This window comes from Pseudomonas sp. Pseusp88 (genome assembly GCF_047303955.1).
GTDB lineage: Bacteria > Pseudomonadota > Gammaproteobacteria > Pseudomonadales > Pseudomonadaceae > Aquipseudomonas.
Genome location: NZ_JBGLYM010000151.1, coordinates 1 through 229 on the forward strand (window position 1 = coordinate 1; position 229 = coordinate 229).

At 62.9% G+C, this 229-nt stretch carries 1 protein-coding gene; it reads right to left on the bottom strand.

Annotated elements, in window-relative coordinates:
* Nucleotides 1-213: hypothetical protein (locus ACCD02_RS32820; RefSeq protein WP_413310743.1), on the bottom strand; the 213-nt coding region annotated here is incomplete at its 3' end.
* Between the last annotated feature and the right edge of the window lie 16 nt (nt 214-229).

Below are 229 nucleotides of genomic sequence, written 5' to 3' on the forward strand. Positions count from 1 at the left end.
ATCCACACCTTCGCGGAGATCGGACGAGAGTTCGTCGCGAAGCGCCGTATCCGGCGAGAACACCGTATCTGCACCGAGCGCGCGTGAGCGTTCGCGTCGAACCGAATGGCGGTCAACCGCGTAGAGTGCGTCCAAAGGATGGCGTGCAAGCAGTGCGGTCGTAAGCAGTCCGACGACTCCCTGTCCGAAGACGACCGCTCGCTCGCCGATCATCGGGACTGCGTCCATT